Annotated in this window: 1 protein-coding gene; it reads right to left on the reverse strand. The window is 69.6% G+C overall.

The annotated features are described in order from the left end of the window. Positions 1-464 (reverse strand): ATP-binding cassette domain-containing protein (locus tag AC1DCP_RS26430; RefSeq protein ID WP_476774875.1); only part of this gene is annotated, 464 nt, incomplete at both ends.

Consider the following 464-nt stretch of genomic DNA (forward strand, 5'->3'; position numbering starts at 1 on the left):
GAGCAGCAGCAGGTCGCTGGGCATCATCAGCGCGCGGGCCAGGTTCAGGCGCACGCGCCAGCCGCCGGAGAACGAGGACACGGCGCGGTGGTGCGTTTCGGCCGGGAAGCCCAGGCCATGCAGCAGCTTGCCGGCACGTGCTTCGGCGTCGTAGGCGTTCAGCTCAGCCATGCGCGTATGCGCCTCGGCCACCGCTTCCCAGTCTTCGCGGGCGGTGGCGTCGGCTTCGGCAGCCAGCACCGCAGCCACTTCGATGTCACCGCCCAGCACGAAGCTCAGCGCCGGGTCCGGCAGGGACGGGGTTTCCTGGGCAACGCTGGCGATGCGGATCTTGCCCGGCAGGTCGACGTCACCCTTGTCGGCCTCCAGTTCGCCCTTCACCGCCGCGAACAGGCTGGACTTGCCAGCACCGTTGCGGCCGACCACGCCTACCCGGTAACCGGCATGCAGGGTCAGGTCGACAT

The sequence above is a fragment of the Agrobacterium sp. 10T429 genome, from assembly GCF_056393925.1.